Source organism: Microbacterium sp. UBA1612 (assembly GCF_002321605.1).
Classification (GTDB): domain Bacteria; phylum Actinomycetota; class Actinomycetes; order Actinomycetales; family Microbacteriaceae; genus Microbacterium; species Microbacterium luteum.
The window spans coordinates 78,435-99,632 of the sequence record NZ_DCMW01000004.1 but is presented as its reverse complement, the minus strand read 5'-3'; the positions used below and the strand labels follow the sequence as shown (position 1 = coordinate 99,632).

The 21,198-nt window shown below is 70.2% G+C and carries 17 protein-coding genes and 1 riboswitch; of the genes, 7 read left to right on the top strand and 10 right to left on the bottom strand.

From position 1 onward, the window contains the following. The first annotated feature begins 15 nt into the window (after window positions 1-15). On the top strand, window positions 16-867 hold the full coding sequence (locus tag B3S45_RS02420; RefSeq protein ID WP_286717176.1) for a DNA-formamidopyrimidine glycosylase family protein: 852 nt from the start codon (window positions 16-18) through the stop codon (window positions 865-867). Between the two features lie 197 nt (window positions 868-1,064). Here B3S45_RS02420 and B3S45_RS02415 read toward each other — a convergent pair whose 3' ends face one another. The 3 genes from B3S45_RS02415 to B3S45_RS02405 form a co-directional block, all read right to left on the bottom strand. After that, complete coding sequence (locus B3S45_RS02415; RefSeq protein WP_071042902.1) at window positions 1,065-1,616, bottom strand: type 1 glutamine amidotransferase domain-containing protein; 552 nt, start codon at window positions 1,614-1,616, stop codon at window positions 1,065-1,067. 105 nt (window positions 1,617-1,721) lie between these two features. Next, entirely contained in the window at window positions 1,722-3,239 is a 1,518-nt protein-coding gene (locus tag B3S45_RS02410; RefSeq protein ID WP_194384963.1) for a DHA2 family efflux MFS transporter permease subunit, read from the bottom strand. Between the two features lie 154 nt (window positions 3,240-3,393). Beyond that, a complete protein-coding gene (locus B3S45_RS02405) occupies window positions 3,394-3,594 on the bottom strand; it encodes a hypothetical protein (protein WP_071042904.1) in 201 nt (66 codons plus the stop codon). Between the two features lie 42 nt (window positions 3,595-3,636). Here B3S45_RS02405 and B3S45_RS02400 point away from each other — a divergent pair, with 42 nt between their 5' ends. Further along, window positions 3,637-5,601, top strand: a complete 1,965-nt coding sequence (locus tag B3S45_RS02400) for an ABC transporter ATP-binding protein (RefSeq protein ID WP_071043359.1) — start codon at window positions 3,637-3,639, stop codon at window positions 5,599-5,601. On the opposite strand, the gene B3S45_RS02395 is transcribed toward B3S45_RS02400, so the two are convergent. Genes B3S45_RS02395 through B3S45_RS02370 form a run of 6 tightly spaced genes read right to left on the bottom strand, consistent with a single transcriptional unit; the run spans window position 5,588 to window position 12,205 of the window. Then, window positions 5,588-6,550: a glycosyltransferase family 2 protein gene (locus B3S45_RS02395; protein ID WP_286717175.1), complete on the bottom strand. Its 963-nt coding sequence runs from the start codon at window positions 6,548-6,550 to the stop codon at window positions 5,588-5,590. The genes B3S45_RS02400 and B3S45_RS02395 overlap by 14 nt on opposite strands. Window positions 6,551-6,574: 24 nt before the next feature. Beyond that, entirely contained in the window at window positions 6,575-7,702 is a 1,128-nt protein-coding gene (locus B3S45_RS02390; RefSeq protein WP_286717174.1) for a cysteine desulfurase family protein, read from the bottom strand. Between the two features lie 4 nt (window positions 7,703-7,706). Continuing rightward, a complete protein-coding gene (nadC, locus tag B3S45_RS02385; RefSeq protein WP_194384965.1) occupies window positions 7,707-8,570 on the bottom strand; it encodes a carboxylating nicotinate-nucleotide diphosphorylase in 864 nt (287 codons plus the stop codon). Then, the gene (gene nadB, locus B3S45_RS02380; RefSeq protein WP_194384966.1) at window positions 8,564-10,117 is read right to left on the bottom strand and encodes an L-aspartate oxidase; all 1,554 of its coding nucleotides are present in this window, start codon (window positions 10,115-10,117) and stop codon (window positions 8,564-8,566) included. Before nadB ends, nadC begins: the two co-directional genes overlap by 7 nt. Before the next feature lie 10 nt (window positions 10,118-10,127). Further along, window positions 10,128-11,450 (bottom strand): quinolinate synthase NadA, encoded by a 1,323-nt coding sequence (gene nadA / locus B3S45_RS02375; RefSeq protein WP_194384967.1) that lies wholly within the window; start codon window positions 11,448-11,450, stop codon window positions 10,128-10,130. A 29-nt stretch (window positions 11,451-11,479) separates the two neighbouring features. After that, window positions 11,480-12,205, bottom strand: a complete 726-nt coding sequence (locus tag B3S45_RS02370) for an NUDIX hydrolase (protein WP_083336351.1) — start codon at window positions 12,203-12,205, stop codon at window positions 11,480-11,482. Window positions 12,206-12,317: 112 nt separating this feature from the next. Between B3S45_RS02370 and B3S45_RS02365 the strand changes: the two genes are divergently transcribed. The 4 genes from B3S45_RS02365 (at window position 12,318) to gcvP (ending at window position 18,280) form a co-directional block, all read left to right on the top strand. Continuing rightward, a complete protein-coding gene (locus tag B3S45_RS02365) occupies window positions 12,318-13,490 on the top strand; it encodes a MarP family serine protease (RefSeq protein WP_194385471.1) in 1,173 nt (390 codons plus the stop codon). Between the two features lie 83 nt (window positions 13,491-13,573). Next, window positions 13,574-13,664: riboswitch (glycine riboswitch) on the top strand. Window positions 13,665-13,812: 148 nt separating this feature from the next. After that, entirely contained in the window at window positions 13,813-15,018 is a 1,206-nt protein-coding gene (gene gcvT, locus B3S45_RS02360; RefSeq protein ID WP_286717172.1) for a glycine cleavage system aminomethyltransferase GcvT, read from the top strand. After that, complete coding sequence (gene gcvH / locus B3S45_RS02355) at window positions 15,015-15,398, top strand: glycine cleavage system protein GcvH (RefSeq protein WP_071042913.1); 384 nt, start codon at window positions 15,015-15,017, stop codon at window positions 15,396-15,398. Before gcvT ends, gcvH begins: the two co-directional genes overlap by 4 nt. Before the next feature lie 62 nt (window positions 15,399-15,460). Next, the gene (gcvP, locus tag B3S45_RS02350; RefSeq protein ID WP_414683062.1) at window positions 15,461-18,280 is read left to right on the top strand and encodes an aminomethyl-transferring glycine dehydrogenase; all 2,820 of its coding nucleotides are present in this window, start codon (window positions 15,461-15,463) and stop codon (window positions 18,278-18,280) included. Between the two features lie 54 nt (window positions 18,281-18,334). Here gcvP and B3S45_RS02345 read toward each other — a convergent pair whose 3' ends face one another. After that, window positions 18,335-19,114 (bottom strand): CPBP family intramembrane glutamic endopeptidase, encoded by a 780-nt coding sequence (locus B3S45_RS02345; RefSeq protein ID WP_071042914.1) that lies wholly within the window; start codon window positions 19,112-19,114, stop codon window positions 18,335-18,337. 159 nt (window positions 19,115-19,273) lie between these two features. Here B3S45_RS02345 and B3S45_RS02340 point away from each other — a divergent pair, with 159 nt between their 5' ends. Next, window positions 19,274-21,106: an ABC transporter family substrate-binding protein gene (locus tag B3S45_RS02340; protein ID WP_071042915.1), complete on the top strand. Its 1,833-nt coding sequence runs from the start codon at window positions 19,274-19,276 to the stop codon at window positions 21,104-21,106. The last annotated feature ends 92 nt before the right edge of the window (window positions 21,107-21,198 follow it).

The following is a 21,198-nucleotide window of genomic DNA, read 5'->3' as shown; positions in this document are numbered from 1 at the left end:
TGACATGATGAGCGCATGCCGGAGTCGCCCGAGGTTCACGCACTGACAGAGGCCTTGCGATCTCGACTCCTGGATGCGCGAATCGTGCGCATCGACCTCGCGGAATTCCGCGTGTGGAAGAGCCGCGATCGCCGGCCCGAGACGTTGGCGGGCGCGCTGATCACGGGCGTCACACGCGCCGGCAAGCACACGCTCGTCGCGACCGACCGCGGTGTTCTGGTCATCTCCTACGGGCGCGCCGGGTGGGCACGCTGGCATGGCGATGGATCGGATGACGGCGACGGCGGCGACACCGACGGCCAACGCGACGAGCCGCCCGTCGTCGCGACCCTCGAGACGGATCGCGATGGGCCGGTCCACTTCACGGAGGCGGCGGACTGGCTGTCGTTCTCCCTCGCGCTGGTCGAAGACGCGCATACGCTGCCGGCCATCGCCGCGCTGGGGCCGGATCCGGCGCGATCCGACTACACGCGCGCTGACTTCGACGGCGTGGTGGTGGGACGGCGCAAACAGCTGAAGGCCCTCCTGCAGGAGCAGAAGTCGTTCGCGGGGGTGGGGAACGCGTACTCCGACGAGATCCTGCAGGTCGCCGGGTTGTCACCGCTCGCGCAGGCGTCGACCCTCACCGAGGATGAACGCGACCGGCTGTATGACGCTCTCCGTTCCGTGCTCCACGACGCCGTCACCGCGAGAGCCACCGTGCCGATCGCGCACCAGAAGGCCGCGAAGACGGCGGCGATGCGTGTTCATGGACGCGCACACGAGGCGTGCCCCGTGTGCGGCGGCGTCATCCACGACGTACCCGGGTCGCGCGGCGGCGCTCAGTACTGCCCGGGGTGTCAGACGAGCGGTGTGCCGCTGACATGACGTGCGCACGGCGATACGATCGGGACATGACCACGTCGAACCTGCCGACCCCTTCGGTCGATGACAAGAAGCTGCTCGCCACCATCGAGACCGCATCCGAGGGCTCCTGCTGCGGCGGAGGCGCCTGCGGCGGCGAGTGATTCCGCGATGACGTGAGGGGAGTCGGGTCGAGGCCCGGCTCCCCTCACGTCAGTGGTTCAGGCCGTCTGGCCGGCGTGCTGACCCTCGGCGATCTCCTCCACCGTCTTGGCGTTGAAGGCCGGCAGATCGTCGGGCGTGCGACTCGAGGTCAGTCCCTGATCGACGACGACCTCCTCGTCGACCCAGGTTGCCCCGGCGTTGCGCAGGTCGGTCTTGAGGCTGGGATAGCTCGTGAGCGTGCGCCCTTCCAGGACCCCGGCATCGGCGAGGATCCAGGCTCCGTGACAGATCACGGAGACGGGCTTGTGCTGTGTGAAGAACGCGCGCACGAACGCCACAGCCCGGTCGTCCATCCGGAGATGATCGGCGTTCACGACACCGCCGGGGAGCACGAGCGCGTCGAACCGGTCCGCCTGCGCGGATGCCACATCGAGGTCGACACTCTGCTCGTGGCCGTTCTTGCCGGTCACGGTCCCGTCGGCGGGGGAGACGAGTGTCGCCTGTCCGCCGGCGGATGTCACCGCACCCCAGGGGCTGGTCAGTTCGCTGTCTTCGAACCCGTCGGTCAGGAGGAAGGCGACCTTCTTGCCGTCGATGTTCTCGGTCATCGCATGACTCCTTTCGGTCGGTCGGCTCCACGTTAGGTGAGGGTCGCGAACCCTCGGAGGGGATTGCGCGCCCGCGGCGCGGACGCTACCGACCGACGTCGCCGGTCAGTGCGCCATCGGTGCGGGTGCGTCGTCGGACTCATCCGGCTTGCGAATGAAGAACGCGCCCACGATGAGGGTCAGCGACACGATCGCGGAGATGAGGAACGCGGCGTGCGCGCCCTGGGCGCCGGCCGCGATCTCGTCGGTGCCGGCGTCCATGGCGGCCGTCTGCACCCCCGACATGACGGCGACGAGCAGAGCGATGCCCGCGGCGCCGCCGACCTGCTGCATGGTGCTGACGACCGCCGAACCGTAGGAGTAGAACCGGCGGGGGAGCGAGGCCAGTGAGGCCGTGAACAGCGGGGTGAACGACATCGCCAGGCCCAGCGACAGGGCGGTCTGCGCGATGAGGATGAGCCAGATCGGCGTGTTCTGATCGAACGTCGTGAACATCCACAGCACGCCGGAAGCGATGATCGAGCCCGGGAAGAGCAGCACCCGCGGCCCGAAGCGGTCGTAGAGGCGTCCGACGACGGGACCGGCGAGTCCCATCAGCAGCGCGCCGGGGAGGACCACCAGCCCCGTCACCGAGGCGGAGACCTCGAGCACGTTCTGCATGTAGAGCGGAATGATCGTGATGGCGCCGAAGAACGAGATCGACAGCAGCCCGAACTGGGCGACCGAGAGCGAGAAGTTCGCCGAACGGAACACACGCAGATCGAGCAGGGGCACGCCGCGCGTCTGCAGCGCGATCTGGCGCCACGCGAACAGGGCGAGGGCGATGGCGCCCACCGCGAGAGACACGATCAGCGTCGTGGTGGCGGCCGTACCGGCGGCCTCTTCGGCGGCGGAGCCACCGTGTGCGGCCGCGCCGCCGATCTGGCTCAGGCCGTAGACGACGCCGCCGAACCCGAACGCGGACAGGACCACGGAGAGTGCGTCGATGGGCTCACGGATCGTCTCACCGATGTTGCGGATCCATATCGCGCCCACCGCGAGCGCCGCGAGGGCGATCGGCAGCACGATGCCGAAGATCCAGCGCCAGCCGAGGGTGTCCAGCAGCACGCCGGACATCGTCGGACCGATGGCGGGTGCGAGCGCGATCACCATGCTGACGCGTCCCATCATCCGGCCGCGCGCGTGCGGCGGCACGACGTTCATGATGGTCGTCATCAGCAGCGGCATCATGATCGCCGTGCCCGAAGCCTGCACCACGCGTCCGACCAGCAGGGTCGGGAAGCCGGGCGAGACCAGGGCGATGAGGGTCCCGAGCGAGAACAGGCTCATCGCCGCGATGAACATCACCCGTGTCGGGAAGCGGCGCAGGAGGAAGCCGGTGATCGGGATGACCACGGCCATCGTGAGCATGAACGCCGTGGTCAGCCACTGCGCCGCGACGGCGGTGATGCCGAGATCGGTGATGAGGTGGGGGATGGCCACACCCATCGTCGTCTCGTTGAGGATCGCGACGAAGGCCGCGGCCAGGAGGAGCCAGATGACCCGGTTGCCGTCGGCCGAGACCGTGCCCGTGCGAGGAAGGCCGACGGTGCCGGTGCCGGGCTGGACGTCAGTGGCGGCCATGGGGTCTCCGATGGATCGGTCGCGCGAGCGAGAGGGAGAGGATGCGCGAGCGCGCAGCAGAACCGCGCCGAAAACGGCGCACGTCACAGGCTAACGGCGGCAGCCGACACCGGTATTCCCACTCCGCGGATTTTTCCGCGGAGTTGTCGGAGTCTCAGCTGTCGGAGGCCTCGTCGTCCCACTGCTCGGACCCGATCGCGTCGGTCGGCTCCGGCGTGGGCTCGCGGTCCTGCCAGCCGTGAGGCGTCGGGTTGACCATCTCCTCCACGGGCACCTTCTTCAGCTCGTCGATCTCCTCGCGCAGCGCCTCGAGGTCGGATCCGTCGTGTGCAGGCTGGTCGCCGGAGGTGCTCATGGAGCCGAGCCTACCGTGCACGGTTAGCCTGAATCCATGACGATGCTCGGGCCGCCCGGCCGCGGTGGAGGCTTCCGCGGTGTCGACGAGGCCGCGCAGCGTCGACAGAACGCGCAGGCTCCGCGGGTGCGGAATCTGGGGTCCCGCGTGGTGGCGCTGTTCCGGCCCTACGCGGGGCGCATCGCGGTCACCGCGGTGCTGGTGATCGCCGCCGCGGCGGTCGCGGTCATCCCGCCTCTGCTGGTGCAGCGCGTGTTCGACGACGCCCTGTTCCCCGTCGACGGATCGGCTCCGAATCTCTCACTGCTCGTGGTGCTGGTGGCCGCGATGATCGGACTCTTCCTGCTCTCCTCAGGTCTGTCGGTGATTCAGACCTGGCTCACCGCCACCGTCGGAAACAGCGTGACGGGCGATCTGCGCGTGCGCCTGTTCGAGCATCTGCAGTCCATGGAACTGGCCTTCTTCACGCGCACCAAGACCGGTGCCATCCAGTCCCGTCTGCAGAACGACGTCGGCGGTGTGGCCGGGGTGCTCACCAACACCGTCACCAGCATCTTGGGCAACGCCGTGACCGTCGTCGCCTCGCTCGTCGCGATGGTGATCATCGACTGGCGCCTCACGCTCATCGCCGTCGCGATCATGCCCTTCCTGGTGATCGTGCAGCGGCGAGTCGGTCAGGTGCGGGCCCGCATCGCCGGCGAGACCCAGGAGTCGCTGTCGGAGCTGACGGCCATCACCCAGGAGACCCTGAGCGTGTCCGGCATCCTGCTGTCGAAGTCCTTCAACCGGCAGCGCACCGAGTCGCAGCGTTTCCAGGAGGAGAACCGCAATCAGGTGCGGCTGCAGGTGCGCCGGGCCATGAGCGGTCAGGGATTCTTCGCGGTCGTGCAGGTGCTGATGTCCAGTGTTCCGGCCATCATCTACCTGGTCGCGGGCTATCTCATCACCGGCGGCGCCGACGCGATCACCGCGGGCACGATCGTCGCCTTCACGACCGTGCAGGCGCGCCTGCTCATGCCGCTCATGGGCCTCATGCGCGTCGCGCTCGACCTCCAGACGTCCTCGGCGCTGTTCGCCCGCATCTTCGAGTACCTCGACCTGACACCGACGATCAGCGACCGCCCCGACGCCATGAGCGTCGACGACGCTCCCGGCCCGCTCGGTCGTGTCGAGTTCCGCGATGTCGCGTTCCGGTATCCGGATGCCGCCCCGGACACCGCCGCGACCCTGGACGGCGTCTCCTTCGAGGTAGAGCCGGGACAGCACGTCGCGTTCGTCGGGCCCTCGGGCGCGGGCAAGACGACGATCCTCTATCTCACCCCGCGCATGTACGCCGCGACCGGCGGCGAGGTGCGCTTCGCCGGGGCGAACGTCGAGACCCTCGCTGGCGCGTCGATCATCGACCACGTCGGCATCGTGTCGCAGGAGACGTACCTGTTCCACGCGTCCATCCGCGAGAACCTGCGCTACGCCAAGCCCGATGCGACCGACGCCGAGCTCGAAAGCGCATGTCGCGCGGCGAACATCCACCACGTCATCGCGCGATTCGCGGACGGGTACGACACCGTCGTCGGCGAGAGGGGATACCGGCTGTCCGGCGGGGAGAAGCAGCGCATCGCGATCGCCCGCGTGCTGCTGAAGGACCCGCCCGTGCTCCTCCTGGACGAGGCGACCTCCGCACTCGACACGGTGTCGGAGCGGGTGGTGCAGGAAGCGCTGGAGACGGCATCGCGGGGGCGCACGACGTTGTCGATCGCGCACCGGCTGTCGACGGTGATCGGCGCCGATGTGATCCATGTCGTCGATGGCGGCCGCATCGTCGAGTCCGGCACGCACGGCGACCTCGTCGCCCGGGGCGGCCTCTACGCGGAACTCGCGGCCCAGCAGCTGGCGGCCTCCCGCATCCTGGAGACCGAGGAGGCGGAGCCGCATCCCCCGATGCCCGAACGTCGCGGCGACCGGGCCCCCGATGACGTCGTCGACCCCGAAGTCGTCACCAGAGGCTGACCGCGTCGATCGTCGCCCGCAGCGCCGGATCGAGCCGCGTGCGAGCGGACTCGGCGCGATCCCAGACATCGCGGGTGAACGCACCCAGAAGCTTGCGGTAGGCGGGGTCGGGGTGGGATTCGGCGATGGGCACGAGGCGCGGCACATCCATCGACAGGATGAGGAGCACCCGCTCCTGCAGGGCGGCCGGCACGCGCGCCGCGTCGAGGACGCCCAGCCCCGCCGTCATCGCGTCGAGGCAGTCCCGCAGCACCTCCACCCGCTCCTCGTGCTGGGTGATCGAGGAGCCGTCGGCACGCACGCGCCAGCGCACGACCACGTCGGGCACCGTGTCGAACCGGCGGGCTCGCGTGTACATCTGCTGGGCCAGCACCTGGTCCTCGTAGAGGCGACCCTCGGGAAATCGCAGGCCGGCTCGCCGCCAGAAGTCCGACCGGCTGACCTTGGACCACGCCACCACGTTTCCTCCGGCGGCCGGATGCGCCGCCAGAGTGGTCGCTCGCCGGGCGGGGGCGGTCGCCGCCGCGACCCACGGCTGCACCTCGCCCTCGACGTAGCCGCCGCGGCCGTCGGGACGAAGTCGGGTGTACGCCCCGACGGCGAAGTCGCTGCCGGTTTCCTCGAGGACGCCCAGCAGGGTGGCCAGCGCCGTCGGGGTGAGCTCATCGTCGGCGTCGAGGAAGCCGAGGTACGGGGTGCCGACGCGGGCGAGCCCGGTGTTGCGTGAGGCGCCCAGCCCGCGCCGGTGCTCGTGCCGCACGAGGCGGAAGCGGCGGTCGGAAGCGGCGGCTGTCGCGAAGACCTCGGCGGTGGTGTCGTTCGACCGGTCGTCGACGAGCACGGCGGTCCAGTCCTCGCGGGTCTGCGCCCTGAGGGAGGCGAGGGCGGCGGGTGCGTAGCCGGCGACGTTCCAGCCGGGAACGATCACGGTGATCGCAGGACTCGTCACGTGCCTGATCCTCCAGCTGCCGCGTCACACCCCGGCGACCGAGGCGGCGACGGCGACGGCGACGGCATCCAGCGACCCGACCCACGCGTGCGGCAGGGTGAATCTCACCGCGGTGCGGGCGAGATCGTGCTCGACACCGATCGCGGTGAGCACGTGGGAGGCTTCCTCGCTTCCCGCCGCACACGCCGATCCGCTGGAGGAGATCACGCCGCGACGCTCCAATTCGAGCAGCACCGCTTCGCCGCTGACGCCGGCGAAGGTGAAGCTCGCCGTTCCCGGGAGGCGCCTCTGGGGGTGACCGGTGAGCCGTGCCGAGGGAACCTCGCGCAGCACGCGCGCGACGAAGGCGTCCCGCGCCGCCGCGACCCGGGCCGCGGCCTCCTCGCGCTCGGCCTCGGCGAGTTCGAGCGCGACGGCGAAGCCCACCGCGCCCGCGACGTTCTCGGTCCCCGATCGTCGATCGCGCTGCTGACCGCCGCCGTGGATCACCGGCTCGAGGGGGATCCGCCCGCGGATCATCGCGACGCCGATGCCCTTCGGGGCGCCGAGCTTGTGTCCTGCGAGCGTGAGCGCGTCGGCGCCCAGCCCGGACAGGCGCATCCACCCGGCGGCCTGCACCGCGTCGAGGTGAAGACGCGCCGACCCACGAGCGTCGGCCAGCGCGGCCGCATCCTGCACGGTGCCGATCTCGTTGTTGGCCAGCCCGATGCTCACCACGGCCGTGTCCGGCCGCACGGCACCGGCCAGGTCGCCGGGATCGATGACCCCGTCGGCGTCGACGGGGAGCACCGTCACCTCGAAGCCGTGCAGCCGACGCAGATAGCCGACGGATGCGAGCACGGACTCGTGCTCGATCGGGGACGTGATCACATGCCGCGCGCCGGAGTTCTGCAGGGCCGCCAGCGCGATGCCCTTGATCGCGAGGTTGTTGGCCTCGGTCCCCCCGGAGGTGAACACGATGTCGCCGGGCCGCACGCCGAGTACCCGCGCCACGCGGCGCCGGGCGTCGTCGAGCGCCGCCGCGGCTTGCTCGCCGACGGTGTGGTGGCTGGAGGGGTTGCCGTATGCCGAGGTGAGAAAGGGCGACATCGCCTCGAGCACCTCACGCCGCACCGGTGTCGTGGCGGCGTTGTCCAGGTAGAGGCCCGACACCTCCTCACGCCTCCGATGCCGCGACCCGGATGTCCAGGCCGAGGTCGAGAGCGCGGGCTGAGTGCGTGAGAGCTCCCACAGAGATGACGTCGACGCCGGTCTCGGCGATCGCGCGCACCTGCTCGAGCGAGACCCCTCCCGACGCCTCCACGATCGCTGCGCCGCCGATCCGCTGCACGCCGGCGCGCAGATCGTCGAGGGAGAAGTTGTCGAGCATGATCGTGCCCACACCGGCCGCGAGGACTGCGTCGAGCTGGTCGAGCCGGTCGACCTCGACCTCGACGTGGGTCGTGTGGGGAAGCCGCGCTATGGCACCGTTCAGGGCCGCGGTGACGGAGACGCCCCGGTCCTTCAGGACCGCCAGATGGTTGTCCTTGACCATCACGGCGTCGCTGAGCGATGTGCGATGGTTGTGGCCGCCGCCGCAGCGAACCGCGTGACGCTCGAAGGTGCGCAGGAGCGGCGTGGTCTTGCGCGTGTCGGCGATGCGCGCGCCCGTGTGCGCGACCTCGGCGACGTACCGGGCGGTGAGGGTGGCGATCCCCGACATCCGCTGCACGAAATTCAGACCCACCCGTTCGGCCGTGAGCACGGCGCGCGCCGCTCCGGTGACCACCGCGAGCGTGCGTCGCGCCGCGAACGCTTCACCGTCCGCGTAGCGCACGTCGACGTCGATCGACGGGTCGGTGAGTCGGAACGCCGCTGCGAAGACGGTGCCGCCGGCGAAGACGCCCGGCTCACGCGAGGTCAACTCTGCGCGGGCGACGGCGTCTTCGGGGATCAGGGTCTCGCTGGTCAGGTCGCCCCAGGGCGCGTCTTCGTCGAGTGCGGCCTCGACGATCCGGTCGATCACACGGCGGGTCAGCATGGGGCTCCGATCAGGGCGGGGGAGCGGTGCGCGGACGGACCGGCGTTCGGCTCATCGATGCGGACGTGGGCACCGACCGAGCCGGTACGGGCGGATGCCGCCGCGAGCATGTGCTCGGCGACCAGCAGCAGGTTGTCGTCTTCGGCACCGGAGTCGTTCGCCGCGGTCTCCGGCCGGGCACTCCGCCATGCTGCGACCGTCTCCGCGGCCTGACGGAGACCCTCGCCGTCGCGGAGGAGTCCGGCGTGTCGCCACATCAGATCCTGCAGGGCGGCGCGGGTGAACGGCGTCGTCGGAGCTCCCGTGTTCCGTGCGGGAAGTGCTGCGGCTACCGGCGGGGTCGCGCGGGACGCTGTGATGCCGGACCGGCTGCCCGCGTCGGCTGCGGCTGCCACCCGCGCACCGAACACCACCCCTTCGAGAAGCGAATTGGAGGCCAGCCGGTTCGCGCCGTGCAGTCCGGTCCGTGCCGTCTCACCCGCGGCCATCAGACCCGGAACGCTCGTGCGGCCGTCGAGGTCGGTGACGACGCCGCCCATCAGGTAGTGGGCCGCCGGCGTTACCGGGATCGGCGTCCGCGACCAGTCGATTCCGGCCGCTCGCACGGCGCGGTCGATCGTGGGGAAGCGGGCCGCGAGGAAGGCGGTAAGGGCGTCGGCATCGTGACGGAGACCGGTGGCGTCGAGATGCACGGGCCGCCCGCCCTGCCGCATCATCGCGTCGGCGATTGCACGGGCGACAACATCGCGGGGGGCGAGCTCGCCGTCGGGATGAGCGTCCAGGGCGAAGCGGCGTCCGGTGTCGTCGATGAGCACGGCGCCCTCGCCACGGACGGCTTCCGACACCAGGAACGGCTCGGGCGCAGCGAGCACGGTGGGATGGAACTGCACGAACTCCAGATCGGCGACAGCCGCCCCGGCGCGCAGGGCCATGGCGATGCCATCGCCGGTCGCAATACGAGGATTGGTCGTGTGCGAGAAGAGGTGCCCCGCGCCACCGGTCGCGAGGACGACGGCATCGGCGGTCAGGACCTCGCCGTCGCGGATCGTCACGCCGCATGCGCGGCCATGCTCGATGACGATGTCGGCGGCGAAGCAGTGCTCCCGCACGGCGATCCCGGGCGTTCGTCGCACCATCGCCGACAGGGCACGCTGGATCTCGCGACCGGTTGCGTCGCCGCCGGCATGGATGACCCGCGCGGAGGAGTGCGCGGCCTCGAGACCGCGGACGAAGCGTCCGGTGTCGTCGGTGTCGAAGACGACCCCGCGTGCCACCAGCTCCGCGATCGCCGATGCTCCGGACTCGGCCACGATCCGCGCCGCGCTCGGGTCGCCGAGCCCCGCGGCGGCGGTCAGCGTGTCGGCGACGTGCGCGTCGACGCTGTCGTCGGGGAACGTCACGGCGGCGATGCCGCCCTGCGCCCACGCGGTCGCCGTGTCGTCGAGTGCGCTCTTGGTCACGACGGTGACCTCGATGCCGCGCGCGGCGCTGTGCAGGGCGGCGGTGAGGCCGGCGATTCCGCTCCCGACCACGACGAGGGTTCGCACGGGTCTCACCTCACGCCGCCGGGGGCTTGGCGGCGAGCATCCGTTCGAGCGCGACACGCGCGGGATCGGCCACCTCGGCCGGCACCGTGATGCGGTTCTCAACGCGCCCGGCGACAAGGCCCTCGAGCGTCCACGCGAGATATCCCGGGTGGATGCGGTACATGGTCGAGCACGGGCAGACCACCGGGTCGAGGCAGAAGATCGTGTGCTGCGGGTGCTCCGCGGCGAGCCGCTGCACGAGGTTGATCTCGGTGCCGATGGCGAAGGTCGTCGGCTCCGCGGCCGCCCGGATGGCCTTGCGGATGTAGTCCGTCGATCCCGACTCGTCGGCGGCGTCGACGACGGCCATGGGGCACTCCGGATGCACGATGACGCGCACCCCGGGGTGCTCCGCGCGTGCCTTGTCGATCTGGTCGACGGTGAAGCGCCGATGCACCGAGCAGAATCCGTGCCACAGGATGACGCGGGCGGCGTCGAGCGTGCCCTCGTCCGAGCCGCCGAGCGGTCGGTTCGGATTCCACATGGGCATCTGTTCGAGGGGCACGCCCATCGCCTTCGCGGTGTTACGTCCGAGGTGCTGGTCGGGGAAGAAGAGCACGCGGCGTCCGCGCTCGAACGCCCACTCCAGCACGGTGCGCGCGTTCGAGGACGTGCACACGATCCCCCCGTGGCGGCCGACGAAGCCCTTGATGGCGGCGGAGGAGTTCATGTACGTGACGGGGATGACCGGCACGCGGCCGTCCGAATCGACGGCGGCCATGTCTCCATAGACCTCTTCGAGCTGCTCCCAGCACTCCTCGACCTGGTCGATGTCGGCCATGTCGGCCATGGAGCAGCCCGCCGCGAGGTTCGGGAGGATGACCGCCTGCTCCGGCCCGGACAGCAGGTCGGCGGTCTCGGCCATGAAGTGCACGCCGCAGAAGACGATCGCCTCGGCATCGGGGTGCTCCAGCGCGGCGTTCGCGAGCTGGAAGGAGTCGCCGACGTAGTCCGCGTGGGTGACGACCTCTTCGCGCTGATAGAAGTGCCCGAGCACGACGACGCGGTCTCCGAGCGTGTCCTTGGCGGCGCGGATGCGTGCGTCGAGCTCGGCGTCGCTCGCCTCGCGGTACTCGGCGGGCAGCTCGCCCTGCCGGGGCGCGCCGGTGGGGATCACGTCGCCCATCGACGCGCCGGGGCCGTAGCCGGGTCGGGTATCGATCTCCCACGGGCCGTCGGCGAGGTCTGTCGAGCACGTGTCGGCAGGGTCGGAGCCGGCGACGATGCGCTGGATGAGGTGGTCGACGGAAGCGTCGGTGGGACGGGGCTGCAGCGTGACGGGGGTGGCGGCCATGGCGTCCTCTCTTCTCTCGATGGTGGCGGTCAGATGCGCGCGCCGAGCGGCCCGCGATCGGCCAGCTCGACGTCGCGGTTGTAGCGGTAGAGGCGGGCGGGGCGGTGGCTTCCGGTGCGGAACCGCTCGGTCGGGATGAGCGTTCCCGAGCCCTCGGCCTGACGCCGGAAGTTCGCGGGGTCCAGGCGCCGGCGCAGGATCGCCTCGTAGACCTCGCGCAGTTCCGCGAGGGTGAACTCGTCCGCGAGGAGGCCGTGCGCGATGCGGCTGTAGCCGACCTTGTTGCGCAGGCGCCACAGCGCGTAGTCGACGATCTCGTTGTGGTCGAAGGCGAGCCGTGGCAGGTCCGTCGCATCGAACCACGCGACGTTCTCGGGAGCGTCGCCGGCCGCGGCGTGGGCGGCCAGCTGCGCATCCACGTCGTCTTGGCGCAGCAGCGCCCAGTAGATGATCGAGACGACGCGGCCGGGGGAGCGGTCGACGTCGCCGAAGGCGTAGAGCTGCTCGAGGTAGCTCGGCTGGAGACCGGTGGTCTCGGCGAGCGTCCGCGATGCGGCGGCATCCAGCCCCTCGGAGATGTCGAGCCACCCTCCGGGGAGCGCCCACCGTCCTTCGTGGGGATCGCGGGTGCGGCGCACCAGAGGCAGGCTGAGCGAGATCGCGTCGCCGCGACGGCGCACGGTGAAGATGACCGTCGAGACGGCGACGCGCGTGACGTCATCACCGGTCTCGGAACTTCGTGTCACCATGACCATTACCTCCGCGACCGATCTTAGTGTCGATGGGACCAGAAGTCCAACCGCGGCTCCGTCGGCACCGCCCGGCGGTCTCATAGCTGTGGCGTCTAGGGTGCGAGGGGGAGGACTCGTGCTGCTGCTGGACATCGTGCTGATCGTGATGCTCGTCATCGCGTTGATCGTGGGCGCCGTGCGCGGCTTCATCGCCAGTCTCGGCTCCCTCATCGGCCTGGTCGTCGGCGTGCTCGCGGCGTGGTGGCTCGTGCCCCTGGTCAACGATGCGTGGCCCTATCCCGAGTGGCGCTCGCTCGTCGTCGTGGGGCTCGCCCTCGTTCTGGTGCTCGGCGGGACGGCGATCGGCGCGGGCATCGCCGGCAGGATCCGCTCCGGCGTCGACCGCACGCCGCTGCGCATCATCGACCGGCTGCTCGGGGCGGCCGCCGGCGTGGTGGCCACCGCCCTCGCCCTGTCCCTCATCGGCGCGAGCGTCACCGCCACCGGCGCGCCGATGCTCGCTCCGGCGGTCGGATCCTCGCAGGTGCTGCAGACGATCGATCGCTACACGCCGACGCCGGTGTCGCAGGCGATGGCACAGCTTCGCGCGATCGTGCTGGATGACGGCATCCCCCGGTTGGGGGAGCTGCTTGCGCCGCAGGCGGAGGCGACGGAGCCGCCGATCGCCCTCGACGACCCCGAACTCGCCACCGCGGCGGCATCCGTCGCGCGCGTCTCCGGCACCGCGTATGCGTGCGGCACGAGCTCCACCGGGAGCGGGTTCGTCATCGCCGCCGATCGCGTCGTCACGAACGCACACGTGATCGCGGGGGTCGACGAGCCGCTCGTGCAGCTCCCCGGCGGCCAAGCGCTCGCCGGTCGTGTCGTGTACTTCGACGCCGTCGACGACATCGCCGTGATCGCCGTCGACGGGCTCGATGCCGAGCCGCTGGCGCTCGGCGACGTGCTCACTCCCGGGTCCGCCGCCGTCGTGCAGGGCTACCCGCTGGGCGGGCCCTTCACCCAGAACAACGCGCAGGTGCTCTCCACCGGCACCGTTCCGGTCCCGGACATCTACTCCGACCGGTCCGAGCCCCGGGAGATCTACACCCTCGAGGCGCTCGTGCGTCCCGGCAATTCCGGCGGACCGGTGCTCACCGGTGACGGGGTCGTCGTGGGCATCGTCTTCGCACGTGGGCAGAACGACGACACCCGCGGCTATGCCGCGACCAACACGGAGCTCGTCGACGTCGCCGCCGCCGCTCCGGGTCTGACGGACCCGGTCTCCTCCGGCGACTGCACGAGCTGATCGCAGGCCGCGCCACTCCGGCGAAAGACTGTTCCCCGTCTCGACCGACTGGCTATGCTGGTCGGACACGTCAACACAGGCCGACGATCGGGTCGGGAGAGCCCCGGGTGACCGGGCACCGAAGGAGCAAGCCTCCCCGCCAATCTCTCAGGTAATGCGTACCGCTCCGATCTGGCCGACTCTGGAAAGCGACCCTGCACGCGGGGTCCGCCGATGGTGAAAGTCCGGGCATCCGTGCCTCGACGAATCTCTCAGGCCCATGACAGAGGGGGAGTTCACATCCGCTCGTCCGAACGGATGCCCGACCGGACCGGGAGAACTCATGACCGACCCCCGCACCACGGCGCTGCACACGCGCCACCAGGCACTCGGCGCCTCCTTCACCGACTTCGGCGGATGGCTCATGCCGGTGCGCTACTCGTCGGATCTCGCGGAGCACCGCGCGGTGCGCGAAGCGGCGGGCCTGTTCGACATCTCGCACATGGCGGAATTCCTCGTGACCGGCCCCCGCGCCGGCGATTTCCTCGACGACGCCCTCGCGGGTCGGTTCTCGGCGCTCCCGATCGGCAAGGCCACCTACTCACTCGTCCTGACCGAATCGGGCGGCATCGTCGATGACGTCATCGTCTATCGCCTCGGTGAGGAGTGGTTCCTCGTCATCGCCAACGCCGGCAACCGCGACGCGGTCGGCAGCGCGCTCGACGAGCGGCTGCGCGCTTTTCCGGCACCCACTCCGGCGAGCGCCGCCGACGAGAGTGGTTCGTTCGCGTTCGTCGCCGGAGCCCAGCCCCGCGTGGAAGACGTCTCCGACGTCTCGGCGCTGATCGCCCTCCAAGGTCCCCGGGCCGCGCAGATCCTCGCCGACGTGAGCGGACTCGAGCTCGTCGCGCCGCCGGTCGGACGCGACGGCGTGCGCGAGGAGTGGGCGGTCGCGGATCTCGGCTCCTACGCGGCACGCGGAGCGGCGTTCGCGGGCACGACCGTCGTCGTCTGCCGCACCGGCTACACCGGCGAAGACGGATTCGAACTCCTGATCGCCGCCGACGCCGCGCCTGCGCTGTGGGACGCCGTCCTGGAGGCGGGAGAGCCCCAAGGGCTCATTCCGGCGGGACTCGCCGCGCGCGACACCCTTCGCCTCGAAGCGGGCATGCCGCTCTACGGCCACGAGCTCGGCCGCCATGTCCGTCCCGCTCAGGCCGGGCTCGGCCGCGTCGTCGCGATGGGCAAAGACGACTTCGTCGGAAAGGCAGCGCTCGCCGAGGCCCAGGACCCGGCGGCGCGGGTGCTCGTGGGGCTCGTCTCCGGGGGCCGCCGGGCCGCTCGTGCGGGCTACGCCGTGCTGGCCGGAGACGACATCGTCGGCGAGGTCACCAGCGGCGCCCTGAGCCCCACGCTCGGCCATCCGATCGCGATGGCCTTCGTCGACCCCGCCCAGGCAGAGCCCGGAACAGCCCTCGCCCTCGACGTGCGGGGGACCCGCATCCCCGCGACCGTGACCGCCCTGCCCTTCTACCGGAGGAACCGATGACCGACACCACCGCCCTGAAGTACACCGCCGAGCACGAATGGATCGCCCTGGACGGCGACACCGCGACCATCGGCATCACCGCCTTCGCCGCCGAGAAGCTCGGCGACATCGTCTTCGTCGAACTGCCCGGTGTGGGATCCGAGGTCTCCGCGGATGCCGTCTGCGGCGAGATCGAATCGACCAAGTCGGTCGGAGAACTGTACGCGCCGCTGACGGGAACCGTCTCGGCCGTCAACGACGCCGCCGTGGACGATCCGTCGCTGGTGAACTCCGACCCCTTCGGCCAGGGGTGGCTCATCAAGCTCACCGTCGACCCGGCCGCCGTCGACGGACTCCTCGACCACGAGGCGTACGCGAAGCTCACCGGCGGGCAGGCGTGACGGGCGGAGCCGCGGCCTTCGCCGCCCGCCATATCGGCACGGACGGTGCCGCCCAGCGGGTCATGCTCGACACGATCGGCTACGCCGACACCGCCGCTCTCCTGGAGGCGGCCGTTCCGGCGTCCATCCGTCTCGCCGACGGAGCCGGCCTGCACCTCGAGGCCGCCACCGAGGCCGAAGCGCTCGCCGAGCTGCGCACCCTCGCCGACGGCAACACCGTCGCGCGATCGATGATCGGGCTCGGCTACCACGACACCCACACCCCCGCGGTCATCGCACGCAACGTGTTCGAGAACCCGTCGTGGTACACCGCCTACACCCCCTATCAGCCCGAGATCTCCCAGGGGCGGCTGGAGGCGCTCATCACCTTCCAGACGATGGTGACCGATCTCACCGGGCTCGACACGGCGAACGCATCGATGCTGGACGAATCGACCGCGGTCGTGGAGGGCATGCTCGTCGCGCGACGCGCGTCGAAGAGCCCCTCGAACGTCTTTCTGGTCGACGCCGACGCGCTGCCGCAGACGCACGCTCTCCTCGCTCACCGCGCCGCGGCGCTCGGGATCGAGCTGCGCCCGGTCGACTTCACCGCAGGCGCCTCGGTCGACGGTGACGCGTTCGGCGCCTTCATCCAGTACCCCGGAGCCTCCGGGCAGGTGTGGGACCCCGCCGAGGTCATCGCCGCGGTGAAGGATGCCGGCGGTCGCGTCGTCGTCGCCGCCGACCTGCTCGCGCTCACGCTGCTGCGCTCGCCCGGCTCGCTCGGGGCCGACATCGCCGTGGGGACCACCCAGCGATTCGGCGTGCCCATGGGCTTCGGCGGGCCGCACGCCGGCTACATGGCGGTGCGTTCCGGCCTGGAGCGTCAGCTTCCCGGACGCCTCGTCGGCGTGTCGCAGGACGCCGACGGCGCCCCCGCCTACCGCCTGTCCCTGCAGACGCGCGAGCAGCACATCCGTCGAGAGAAGGCGACGTCGAACATCTGCACCGCGCAGGTGCTGCTGGCGGTCATGGCGGCGATGTACGCCGTCTACCACGGCCCCGAGGGCCTGCGTGCGATCGCCCGGTCGGTGCACGGGCAGGCGACGCTCGTCGCCGACGCGCTCACGGCGCGGGGGCTGCCGGTGCTCGCCGAATCGTTCTTCGACACGATCCAGGTGAGGGTGGCGAACGCCGACGCCGTGATCGACGCCGCCCGCGCGCGCGGCATCCTGCTTCGCCGGGTGGACGAGGGCACCGTCGGGGTGAGCTTCGATGAGGTCTCGGCGTCGACGCGCGGGATCGTCGAGGACCTCCTGGCGGCGTTCGGGGGCGCGGATGACGCCGGGGCGGCGCCCGCCGGCGGGCCTGTCGGCACGGCCGCGGCGCAGTCCTTCCCGGCGGCGCTGCGGCGCACGGACGACTGCCTCACGCATCCGGTGTTCACCACCCACCACTCCGAGACCGCCATGATGCGGTACCTCAAGCAGCTCGCCGACCGTGACTACGCCCTCGATCGCGGGATGATCCCGCTCGGGTCGTGCACCATGAAGCTCAACGCCGCCACCGAGATGGCCGCGGTGTCCTGGCCCGAGTTCGCGCGGATGCATCCGTTCGCGCCTGCCGAGCACGTGACGGGATACCTCGACCTCGTCACGCAGCTCGAGCAGTGGCTCGCCGACCTGACGGGCTACGACGCCGTCTCGCTGCAGCCGAACGCGGGATCGCAGGGCGAGCTCGCCGGCCTCCTCGCGATCCGCGGCTACCACCGCTCGCGCGGTGACGATCGGCGCGCGGTGTGCCTCATCCCGTCGTCGGCACACGGGACCAACGCCGCGTCGGCGGTGCTGGCGGGCATGCGGGTCGTCGTGGTGGCGTGCGATGAGGCCGGCAACGTCGACCTCGACGATCTGCGCTCGAAGGTGGAGGCGCACCGGGACGAGCTGTCGGCGCTCATGATCACCTATCCGTCGACGCACGGGGTCTACGAGCACGACGTCATCGAGATCACACGGGCGGTGCACGACGCCGGCGGTCAGGTCTACGTCGACGGCGCGAACCTCAACGCCCTGCTGGGGTTCGCCCGCTTCGGAGACCTCGGCGGCGACGTTTCGCACCTGAATCTGCACAAGACCTTCGCGATCCCGCACGGCGGCGGCGGTCCGGGCGTCGGACCCGTCGCCGCGAAAGCCCATCTCGCCCCCTTCCTGCCGTCGCACCCGCAGGCGCAGCGGGCGGAGCATGCCGGTGGGCACGCGTTCGACGGCGGCCCCGTCTCCGCGGCGCCGTACGGTTCGGCGTCGATCCTGCCGATCTCGTGGGCGTACGTGCGCCTCATGGGAACGCGGGGGCTCACCGAGGCCACGGCGTCGGCGGTGCTGGCGGCGAACTACATCGCGGCGCGGCTGAAGGACCACTTCCCGGTGCTCTACGCCGGGGAGAACGGCCTCGTCGCCCACGAGTGCATCCTCGACCTCCGGCCGCTGCGGGAGTCGACGGGCATCACGGTCGACGATGTCGCCAAGCGACTCATCGACTACGGCTTCCACGCCCCGACGATGTCGTTCCCGGTGGCGGGCACCCTCATGGTCGAGCCGACCGAGTCGGAAGACCTTGCGGAGCTCGACCGGTTCGTCGAGGCGATGATCGCGATCAAGGGCGAGGCGGACCGCGTCGCGACGGGGGAGTGGCCGGTCGGCGACAACCCCCTCGTGAACGCCCCGCACACGGCGGCATCGATCGCCGCGGCCGATTGGCCGCATCCCTACTCCCGGGAGACCGCGGTCTTCCCGGTGCGCAGCCTCGTGCGCACGAAGTACTGGCCGCCGGTGCGTCGCATCGACCAGGCCTACGGCGATCGCAATCTCGTGTGCGCCTGCCCGCCGCCCGAGGCCTTCGCCTGACCCCGTTGCGAGACCCGGGTTCGCGTCCGACACCCGGGTCTCGGCGGTCGGGGGTCAGAAGAGGGCCGGCCAAAGGGCGACGGCCAGCGGATAGCCGACGAAGGCGACGACGTCGAGCAGCGTGTGGGCGATCACGAGAGGCATGACGCGACCCCAGCGGTGGTAGCACCAGCCGAAGACGACACCCATCGCGATGTTCCCGACGATCGCTCCGAAGCCCTGGTAGGCGTGGTACGCGCCGCGGAGGGCGGCGGTCGAGAGGATGATCGTCCACGTCGACCACCCCACACGCCGCAGCCGATCGAAGAGGTAGCCGATGAAGATGACCTCCTCGGTCAGTCCCGCCCGGAGCGCTGACAGGGCGAGGAGCGGGATCGTCCACCATGCCGCGTCGAGGGGCGAGGCCACCACCGAGACGGTGACACCGAGGGCGCGTCCGGCGGCGTAGAGCGCCAGCCCGGGGATGCCGATCGCGGCCGTCAGGAGCACTCCGCGGCCGAGGTCGCCGCCGAAGCGGGAAAAGTCCAGGCCGATCCGGCGCAGAGCGCTCTTCCCGGGTTCCCACAGCAGGTAGATCACGAGCGCGACCAGGGCGAGATCGAAGAAGAGGTCGAGCAGCCGATAGAGGGCATCCCACAGCGCGAGGTCGTCGCGCGCAGTGTTCAGCTGCGCCTCCTGCTGCCCGAGCGGAGTCTCGACAAGGAGGCGACGCACGAGCGTGAGCAGGCTGTAGACGGCGGACTGTCCCACCGTCACGGCGAGGACCAGACCGATCTCCCACCACGTGCGAGCGTTGCCGAAACGTGCAGAGTCGGGGGCGGGGGACGACGTCACGTTGTCAGATTGTCACATTCCGGTCGCCTTGAGTTAAGGCTCTGTAACGTTTGCCAAGGATGTTTTGACCATCTCCCACCCCGTGCTTAGGGTTTTCCCATCCGCGCCTGAGCCGGGTCATACCCGGGGTCAGGCGCATAAACCTGCACAGGAGGAATAGTGAGAATCAAGCGCTTCGCGACGGCGGTGGGCCTCACCGCGGTCGGAGCCCTGGTGGTTTCGGGCTGCGCGCCCGGCGGCGACAGCGGCGACTCGGGTCTGGTCGAGGGATCATCCATCACCGCCGCATGGAACCAGGCGTTCTATTCGATGAACGGCAACACGTCGTTCGGAAACGCCACGGCGAACAACAACATCAACTACTTGGTGCTCGACGGGTTCAACTACTACAACAACACCCCGGAGCTCGTGCAGAACACCTCGTTCGGCACCTACGAGCTGGTGTCGGAAGACCCGCTGACGGTCACCTACACCGTCGCCGAGGGCGTCAACTGGTCCGACGGCACTCCTGTGGACGCCGCCGACCTGATGCTGAACTGGGCCGCGCTCTCGCGCGCGCTGGACACGCCGGACTTCGACCCGAACGACTTCGTCGACCCCGACACCGGTGAATTCACCGACGCGTTCCCGACCGATGTCGTCTACTTCGACTCGGGTGCCACTCCCGACTCGGGCATGGGCCTGGTCACGGAGACCCCGGAGATCGGCGACGACGGCCGGTCGATCACGATGACGTTCAACGAGCCGTTCGTGGACTGGGACCTCGTCTTCGCGTCCCCGCTCCCGGCCCACATCATCGCCGAGAAGTCCCTCGACATCGAGGACGCCGACGAGGCCAAGCAGGCCGTCCTCGACGCGATCGAGTCCGAGGACGCCGCCGCCCTTGCGCCGATGGCCTCCTTCTGGAACTCGGGCTTCAACTTCACCGAGATGCCCGAGGACACCGACCTCGTGACCGCGAGCGGCCCGTACATGATCAGCGACTACGTCGCCGACCAGTACGTCACCCTCACCGCGAACCCCGAGTACTCCGGTGACAACTCGCCGAACATCGAAGAGATCACCATCCGCTTCATCCCCGACCCGCTCGCCGCGGTGCAGGCGCTGGAGAACGGTGACGTCGACATCATCCAGCCGCAGGCGACCGCCGACATCACGACGGCGCTCGAGGCGATCGACGGCATCACCGTCACCACCGGTCTCGGCGGCACGTACGAGCACGTCGACCTGCAGTTCGACAACGGCAAGAACCCCGAGAACATCTTCAGCAACCCGCAGGTGCGCGAGGCGTTCATGATGACGGTTCCGCGACAGGAGATCGTCGACACGCTGATCAAGCCGATCATCGGCGACGACGCGATCCTGCGCGACTCGCAGCTGTTCGTTCCGGGCGCCGAGGGCTACGACGAGTCCGCCGCGAACAACACGTCGGCCGACTACGCCGAGGTCGACATCGAGGGCGCGCGTCAGCTGCTCGAGGAGTCGGGTGTCACCGACACCTCGGTCTGCATCCTCTACGCCTCGAACAACCCGCGCCGCGTCAACGAGTTCGCGCTCATCCAGGCGTCGGCCAACGAGGCCGGCTTCGATGTCACCGACTGCGGTTCGGAGGAGTGGGGCGGTCTGCTCGGAACGCCCGGCGCCTACGACGCGTCGCTGTTCGGATGGCAGTCCACGAGCCTGGGCGTCACCAACTCGCTGCCGACCTTCGTCACCAACGGCATCAACAACCTGAACTTCTACTCCAACGAGGAGGTCGACAGCATCATCTCGCAGCTGAACGTCGCCTTCGACCCGCAGGAGCAGATCGATCTTCAGGTCGAGATGGACCGCCTGCTGTGGGAGGACTTCTACGGCGTGACGATCTACCAGTTCCCTGAGGTCACGGCCTTCAGCGATCGCGTGGAGAACATCGACCCGTCGATCCTCGCCCCGACGATCTTCTGGAACGCCTGGGACTGGGCAGTCACCGACAGCGCCACCGAGGAGTGATCCGCACCGGTTCGCCGCGGCCTGACGGTCGCGGCGGACCGGGTGGGCGCGGGCCGAGGCCCGCCGCCCGCACGTACACTTCTCAGTGATCG

What these genes read in the sequence shown, in the direction of transcription:
- B3S45_RS02405 (WP_071042904.1), bottom strand. Translation starts at nt 3,594, where the DNA reads ATGAGCACCTCCGGCGACCAGCCTGCACACGACGGATCCGACCTCGAG.
- B3S45_RS02420 (WP_286717176.1), top strand. Translation starts at nt 16, where the DNA reads ATGCCGGAGTCGCCCGAGGTTCACGCACTGACAGAGGCCTTGCGATCT.
- nadA (WP_194384967.1), bottom strand. Translation starts at nt 11,450, where the DNA reads ATGGCCGCCACCCCCGTCACGCTGCAGCCCCGTCCCACCGACGCTTCC.
- nadC (WP_194384965.1), bottom strand. Translation starts at nt 8,570, where the DNA reads ATGCTGACCCGCCGTGTGATCGACCGGATCGTCGAGGCCGCACTCGAC.
- gcvP (WP_414683062.1), top strand. Translation starts at nt 15,461, where the DNA reads ATGCTCGACACGATCGGCTACGCCGACACCGCCGCTCTCCTGGAGGCG.
- gcvH (WP_071042913.1), top strand. Translation starts at nt 15,015, where the DNA reads ATGACCGACACCACCGCCCTGAAGTACACCGCCGAGCACGAATGGATC.
- B3S45_RS02410 (WP_194384963.1), bottom strand. Translation starts at nt 3,239, where the DNA reads ATGGCCGCCACTGACGTCCAGCCCGGCACCGGCACCGTCGGCCTTCCT.
- B3S45_RS02415 (WP_071042902.1), bottom strand. Translation starts at nt 1,616, where the DNA reads ATGACCGAGAACATCGACGGCAAGAAGGTCGCCTTCCTCCTGACCGAC.
- B3S45_RS02370 (WP_083336351.1), bottom strand. Translation starts at nt 12,205, where the DNA reads ATGGTCATGGTGACACGAAGTTCCGAGACCGGTGATGACGTCACGCGC.
- gcvT (WP_286717172.1), top strand. Translation starts at nt 13,813, where the DNA reads ATGACCGACCCCCGCACCACGGCGCTGCACACGCGCCACCAGGCACTC.
- B3S45_RS02400 (WP_071043359.1), top strand. Translation starts at nt 3,637, where the DNA reads ATGCTCGGGCCGCCCGGCCGCGGTGGAGGCTTCCGCGGTGTCGACGAG.